Annotated in this window: 7 protein-coding genes; 2 read left to right on the top strand and 5 right to left on the bottom strand. The window is 41.2% G+C overall.

Features of this window, described 5'->3' with window-relative positions; translation table 11 throughout:
• Position 1: 1 nt before the first annotated feature.
• Both KTR07_RS25045 and KTR07_RS25050 read left to right on the top strand, forming a co-directional pair.
• A complete protein-coding gene (locus KTR07_RS25045; RefSeq protein ID WP_005842170.1) occupies positions 2 to 508 on the top strand; it encodes a conjugal transfer protein TraO in 507 nt (168 codons plus the stop codon).
• An 18-nt stretch (positions 509 to 526) separates the two neighbouring features.
• Entirely contained in the window at positions 527 to 982 is a 456-nt protein-coding gene (locus tag KTR07_RS25050) for a DUF4425 family protein (RefSeq protein ID WP_007659490.1), read from the top strand.
• A gap of 341 nt (positions 983 to 1,323) precedes the next feature.
• On the opposite strand, the gene KTR07_RS25055 is transcribed toward KTR07_RS25050, so the two are convergent.
• The 5 genes from KTR07_RS25055 to KTR07_RS25075 all read right to left on the bottom strand — a co-directional run bounded on the left by KTR07_RS25055 (position 1,324) and on the right by KTR07_RS25075 (position 5,946).
• A complete protein-coding gene (locus KTR07_RS25055) occupies positions 1,324 to 1,560 on the bottom strand; it encodes a winged helix-turn-helix domain-containing protein (RefSeq protein ID WP_217315529.1) in 237 nt (78 codons plus the stop codon).
• A 124-nt stretch (positions 1,561 to 1,684) separates the two neighbouring features.
• Positions 1,685 to 1,885, bottom strand: coding sequence for a winged helix-turn-helix domain-containing protein (locus tag KTR07_RS25060; RefSeq protein ID WP_217315530.1), 201 nt, complete (start codon positions 1,883 to 1,885; stop codon positions 1,685 to 1,687).
• A gap of 280 nt (positions 1,886 to 2,165) precedes the next feature.
• Entirely contained in the window at positions 2,166 to 3,308 is a 1,143-nt protein-coding gene (locus tag KTR07_RS25065) for a hypothetical protein (protein WP_226766921.1), read from the bottom strand.
• A 25-nt stretch (positions 3,309 to 3,333) separates the two neighbouring features.
• Complete coding sequence (locus KTR07_RS25070; RefSeq protein WP_146334824.1) at positions 3,334 to 3,660, bottom strand: hypothetical protein; 327 nt, start codon at positions 3,658 to 3,660, stop codon at positions 3,334 to 3,336.
• A 9-nt stretch (positions 3,661 to 3,669) separates the two neighbouring features.
• A complete protein-coding gene (locus tag KTR07_RS25075) occupies positions 3,670 to 5,946 on the bottom strand; it encodes an outer membrane beta-barrel family protein (protein WP_146334767.1) in 2,277 nt (758 codons plus the stop codon).
• Positions 5,947 to 6,076: the final 130 nt, after the last annotated feature.

A 6,076-nucleotide genomic window follows, 5' to 3' on the forward strand; every position in this document is an offset into this window, starting at 1 on the left:
TATGAGAAAAATTGCCGTATTATCGCTCTTTTTGTGCCTGGTGGCCGTGTGCAGGGCACAATATATCGGAAGCCAGTATATGAACGTGAAGCTGGGCTATATCGTGGATGAAAGTCAGGTGCAGGGGACGTTCGGTTTTGGAAAGGTGTACAAGGCTTTCAAGGTGGGGGCAAACCTTAATTACCGGAATCTAAACCGGGATCTGGTAAAGGCAAACACCGTGACGGTCGGCCCGGAGCTGGCCTATTACGCCCTGAAAGGACGGAAATTCTCGCTCCTGGGGATCGCAGCCGGGACGATCGGCTACCAGAAAGCCAAGGCGAAAAGCGATCTTGTGTACCTGGAGAAAAGCAAGGCTTTCGTGTATGGGTACGAGGTCGGGATAAGGCCGGAAATGTTGCTAAGCCCGAAAGTGGCTCTTTTTGCCGAGTACAGGTTTGAAATGTTGTTTAACTCCATTCTCCGGAATAACAACCATGTCGGCCTGGGGTGCGTGATCTATTTATAAACTTAAATAATTGAAGGTATGAGAAAGTATTTGTATTTGTCAGCCGTATGCGTGTGCATGGCATTGTGTTTCGTCGGTTGCAGCAAGGACGACGACGAACCGGGAGGAAAAGGGGCGATGTATGAGGTAACGATCGAGCAGTCGGGAGATTTCCGCAGCTTCATTAAGTCGGTCGTGGTAGTCGCCAACGGTACGCAGTTGAAAGACGGGGCGACGGGGGAAAGCCTCGCAAGCCCGGTGATTCTAAGCGATGAAGAACTGGCCGTCGAAAAGGTGACGTTAAGCACGACGGGAAAGGCGATCGAGTTTGCCGTTTCCGGTGGTGTCGTGGACGGAGAGGACGGCGTTGTGAACGAGCCGATGCAGTGGGTAGTGACCGTTTACAAAAACGGAAAGGAGATCGAGAAAAAGAGCCTTGTTTTCCGGGACGGGAAGGAGATAAGTACGGATGATCTTAATCTGTATTATAATTGACGTGACGGCCTGAATGTCCCCCGGATGAATGTTCGGGGGATTCTTTTTCTTTTGGGCGTTCCCGTGGGACGGTCGGGCTTTACGCTCCAAGTCCTCGCCTAAAGGCTGTGGGCTTTACTCTGCAATCCCTAACGCAATTTTGGGTGTCCGCTTTGTCATTCTGTTACCGGGATTTGTCTGCATGGTGGGAGAACCGCACCGATCAGCCAGGCACGCAATATCATTTTGTCATTGCCAGCAGGCTGTTTTTATGGTGTAACGCTCCGATATCGCTTTCTTTTTGCTTTTTATATGTGCAAAGGTCAGAAGCCCCCAGCGAAAACCCCGCCGGAGGCTTGTTGTTAGAAATACACGTTTAGCATGAGATATACGTATGCTATTTTATCCTTTCCGTTTGGTTGTTGTAGCTCAAACTGGATTTTATCTTCACGTGCCAACCACCCGATCGCACTGGCCAGTTCCATATCGTCCAGTCCAGTACCTTTTTTAACTTCTGCCAGTAACCACCTTTTATGTGCGTCTGTACTTAGGAAACGCCATAAGATTCCCGCGTTCTCGCCAATAATGTGCTTATCCATACTTTTTGTGTTTTATAAATTGATAAATAGTTTCAAAATGGATAATGAGAAGCACTTTTACATTAATAGTGGTATGCACTGTAAATATTCCAGCGTTTGTCTTTTATCCTTTTGATACGTTGTATTATTCTTTTTTAATACACAGTAAACCATTTTGCCGTTCGATATGTACCTTACTTTCACGTGCAAGCCACCCGGCAGCGAGGGCGGTTTCATCAGCCGAAAAATTTAGTTTTCTCGCAAGTTCGGCAATGGTTATAAGTCCGGTTTCGCCTAATTTGTTTAAGATAATTCCGGCTTTAAATCCTATATTTGTTTTTTCCATGGTTATATTTTTAAATAAAACGCTTCAAACTTATGAATATATTTTATTTAAACGAATGGAATAAAAGATAAAATGAAATTTACCCCCCCCCCCGTTTTTAGTTTATTTTAACAATATTGAAATATTTGCTTGCTGGCGTGGTGGGAAATCTGCACCGATCAGCTAAGTATGTCGTTTCATTATGTAATAGCTGGAAGGATGCTTTTGGGGTGTAACGCTCCGATATTGCTTTTTATATGTGCAAAGGTCAGAAAGCCCCCAGCGCCTCCCCGGAGGCTGTTTATTTCTTCTTAAACGTTACAAATCCGTTGTTGTAATTACCTATGATATTGTGATTTTTGTCGTATATGAATCCATTAGAATAAAATCCTTTAATACTCCGTCCTTTATCGAATATATGCCCATTGGCATAATTTCCTATTATATCCCCTTTCTTATCTAATATATAACCATTTCGATAAGTTATTTGAACTATATTATTTCGTGGAGATTTTTCTCTGTTCATTTGATACCAAACTTTACGTTGCCATTCATATACAGCCAGTTTTTCATCATCCACATTATCTGTTTTGTCTATATAACTTCTAATACTTGGAGCATAAGGGTATTTGGACTGTATTATATCATCTACCAAATAGCCATTCAATCCTTTCAAATTATTGAATAAAAAGCCTTGAAACATTAGGTTTATATAGTCTTTATTCTCATGTAGATATTGTTTGTATGCTTTGTATGCATCAGATTTCATATGGTCTGTTGCTCTACTACTGAAATTTGGCTTTTTTAGTTCTTCTTTTAAAGCCTTTTCAAGTTTCTTGTATTCGGCAGAATCTTGTATGCTATACCAATAATGTTCTTCTGGTTTGCTCGTTAAGTCTATCCATGCTTGGGCTTCCCAATAGTCAATGTTCATTCTTACAGAATCTCTTTGTTCTGGAGATAATTCATAGTATAAAGAATCCTTTTCCCAACCGTTAAAAACGACTTCAAGAGAATCTGACTTTTCTCTCATTATACCTTTGTAGATTTCTGGCAGTTTTTGGTCTGAAAAGGACGTTATCATGAATGTACCGCTTTCTATTCTGCAATTAACTTGCGGAGCAGTAATAATGGAATCATTAAATACAAATGCTATTTTTTCCCCAATAGACTTTTCTGTTTCATCAGCCCATTTGTTTAGCTTATGTTTGCTGATTTGTCCGCTTATAGCATATTTTCCGAAATAATCCTTTTCAAGTTTTAGCCCAACGAAATCCTTTACTGTTATGATTGGCTTAGAGGACAAACTACCTGTACTTAATACGTGATACCACCCATTTTCTTTATGTGTAAAATCGTGTTTTGCCGTATTTGGCTGTGCTTTCATTCTTGGTGAAAAGAATAAAAGTGATATAAGACTGAATAAGATGATATTTGTCTTCATATTATTTTGATTTATAGTTCCGTATTTACGTGTATTTTTCCGAAAGTCTTTTGCTCGTCACGTACCTGGCACAATTACATGAAGCCCTGTTATAATGGGCTTTGTTCTTATCCAGATAATCAGATATGGCCTCTTGCAATACCGATTTTAGCGAAAATCCTTTAATATTCCGTCCTTTATCGAATATATGCCCATTGGCATAATTCCCTATAATTTCACCTTTTTTATTCAATATATAACCATTTCGATAAGTGATAGAGGAATCGGGATACATGCTTTTCCCCTTTAATGAAGAAGCACAACCAATCATTGCAAGACTGTACGTTAGTAATATAACTGTATTTAGTTTCATATTGTTTTTTTAATGTCCGAATCGTGATGTATCCACTCCTTTCACTTCCTGTTTTTTATATCCTCCGAAACGGTATGTGAGGTTCAGAGATACGGTACGGGTGTAGAAAGAACTGTTCATATCCAAATATTGTCCCTTGAAGCGAACTTTCATATCCGGCATACTGGAGTTGAATATATCGCTGCAACGTGCTGTAAGCGAGAATTTATCTTTGGCAAAGTTCCATTTCACTCCTGCTGTAAGATTGAATGAACTGGCGAGGTCCAGTGTTCCCTGAATGAAAGGTGTCTGTATGTTTCCTGTCAATTCCAAGGATAGATTCTTGCCTACTTTGAAGGTATTGTCAAGTGTTCCGACAAACATCCATTTCTTGCGGTCAAAAGGCACATCGAAAAACTGGTCGCATTTTTGCCGTGCCTGCATACCTACGAGCGTGAGCCTTGCGTCGTACCAGTTCCCTATGCTGAAAGGCAGGATGACATTTGCACCTATCATACGCATATAATTCCAGTTGGTGTTCTTGTATATTAATGCCAGACGGTCGGTCGCTTGGTAGGGAGATTGGGCAAAGTAATCGGACGTATGTGTGTAGAACAGTCCGAAAATGTATTTTTGTTTCAGTATGTATGTACCGTTCAGGTTATAGTTGGTCATGGGGCGCAATCCCGGTGTTCCCTGAAGTTCGGAATATCCGTTCAGATATGTAACGGATGACTGCATATCCCAGTAGCCCGGATAAGTCTTATCTGTTGATAAAGACAGTTGGAAGATATGTTTCGGGCTTTTCAGGTATGTCAGTGAGGCTTGCGGATAGACAGCCCATTTGTGATAGTTGCCAATAGTGTAATATTCTCCTGTGGCAGAAACAGAAAACGAAGTTCCGGTTGCCCAGTTTTTATTCAGTGAAAAATAAAAACTGGCTGTCTGTTCATTAAGTTTGGCTTCTGTATTTTCGGTTTGTATATTACCTGTTACATTATTATATGTTTGAAAATCATAATCTTTTGCATAACGGTAGGCTACTCCGTAACCGATACCCCAGTTGTTTGTCAGGTTATGTTTCTGGTCTGCATAAATTGAATAGCGGTCTATTCGCTGGCCACCAGTTAGTGTGTATGAACTTTTGTTTTTATCAGATAGTTGGGTGAACATGGTCTGGTTATTGTCTGATGTGTAGCGTGTGTAATCGCCGCCTACTTCCAAACCGATACCAGAACTGTACAGCACCGTTATATTGTTCATCTTATTGTCCGTGAACTTATCAAGGCTGGACTGCTGAAAACTTCCGTCTGCTATGCTGCGGTTATGCCCGTCAGGTGTAAAACTTCCCGTGTAGGCTACATTCAGATGATTCTTTTCGTTGATGTTATATTCCAAAGCAGTTCTCACATTGTGCATCCAGCTTTTGGAACTCAGTTTCTCGTCCTGTGTTATTTCATATACATTGTCGTTCAAGGTGTGTCTGGAGAACAGTTCTGTATATTCCATAGTTTGGATATTGTCTGCTCCATACATTACATCTAAAGTGAGTTTTGGAGTGGAGAGGCGGAAATTTCCGTTTGCGCCACCACTGCTGAAATATCTGTTCTGATAATTGGTACTCACTTCACCCTGAAAGGAATAGTCATGAGAGCGTTTCATCACCACATTAATAACAGCTCCGCGTACATGAAGTTCCGGAGGGGCACTGTACATTACCTCTGCTTTTTCTATGCGGTTTACTGGGGTATTGCGAAGCAATGTTTCCAGTTGTTCAGAGGTCATGGTAGTAGGTTTGCCGTTTACCACTATTGTGAGAGAATTAGCTCCGGCAAGAGAAAGCGTTCCGTTCTTTTCCTGTACGCCCGGCAGTTTGGTTATGGCTTCGTAGGCATTGCTTACAGCTTGCTTTTCCGACAGTACGGAAAGGTCATAGCCAAGCCGTCCGTCTTCAACTTTAACCAATGGTTTTTCTCCCTTGATTACCACTTCTTCCAGATTGTAGTCTTTTGCTTCCAAAGTAATAATACCTGCATCTGTTGTCTTCCCCTTTATCAGTCTGGTCTGATAAAGTAGGTGTTGGATTATGAGCAGATAACTGTCCGGTTCCTGCTCCAGCGTAAACGTACCGTCAGCCGCAGATATGGCTGCACCCAGATAGGTGGAATCCGGCAACTGCATGACAATTGTAGCACCTTCTATCGGTTGTTGTTTTGTATCTGTTATTTTCCCTGTCGTTTGCCCCCATAATGGAGAAAAATAACTGATGTAAATAAAAAAAGTAAGTAATATAACTTTGATTTTCATATAGAACTATTTTCCGAAAGTCTTTTGCTCGTCACGTACCTGACACAATTACATGAAGCCCTGTTATAATAGGGCTTTGTTCTTATCCAGATAATCAGATATGGCCTCTTGCAATACCGATTTTAGCGAA

The organism is Bacteroides sp. MSK.20.82, from assembly GCF_019052485.1.
In the GTDB taxonomy this organism is placed as follows: domain Bacteria; phylum Bacteroidota; class Bacteroidia; order Bacteroidales; family Bacteroidaceae; genus Bacteroides; species Bacteroides thetaiotaomicron.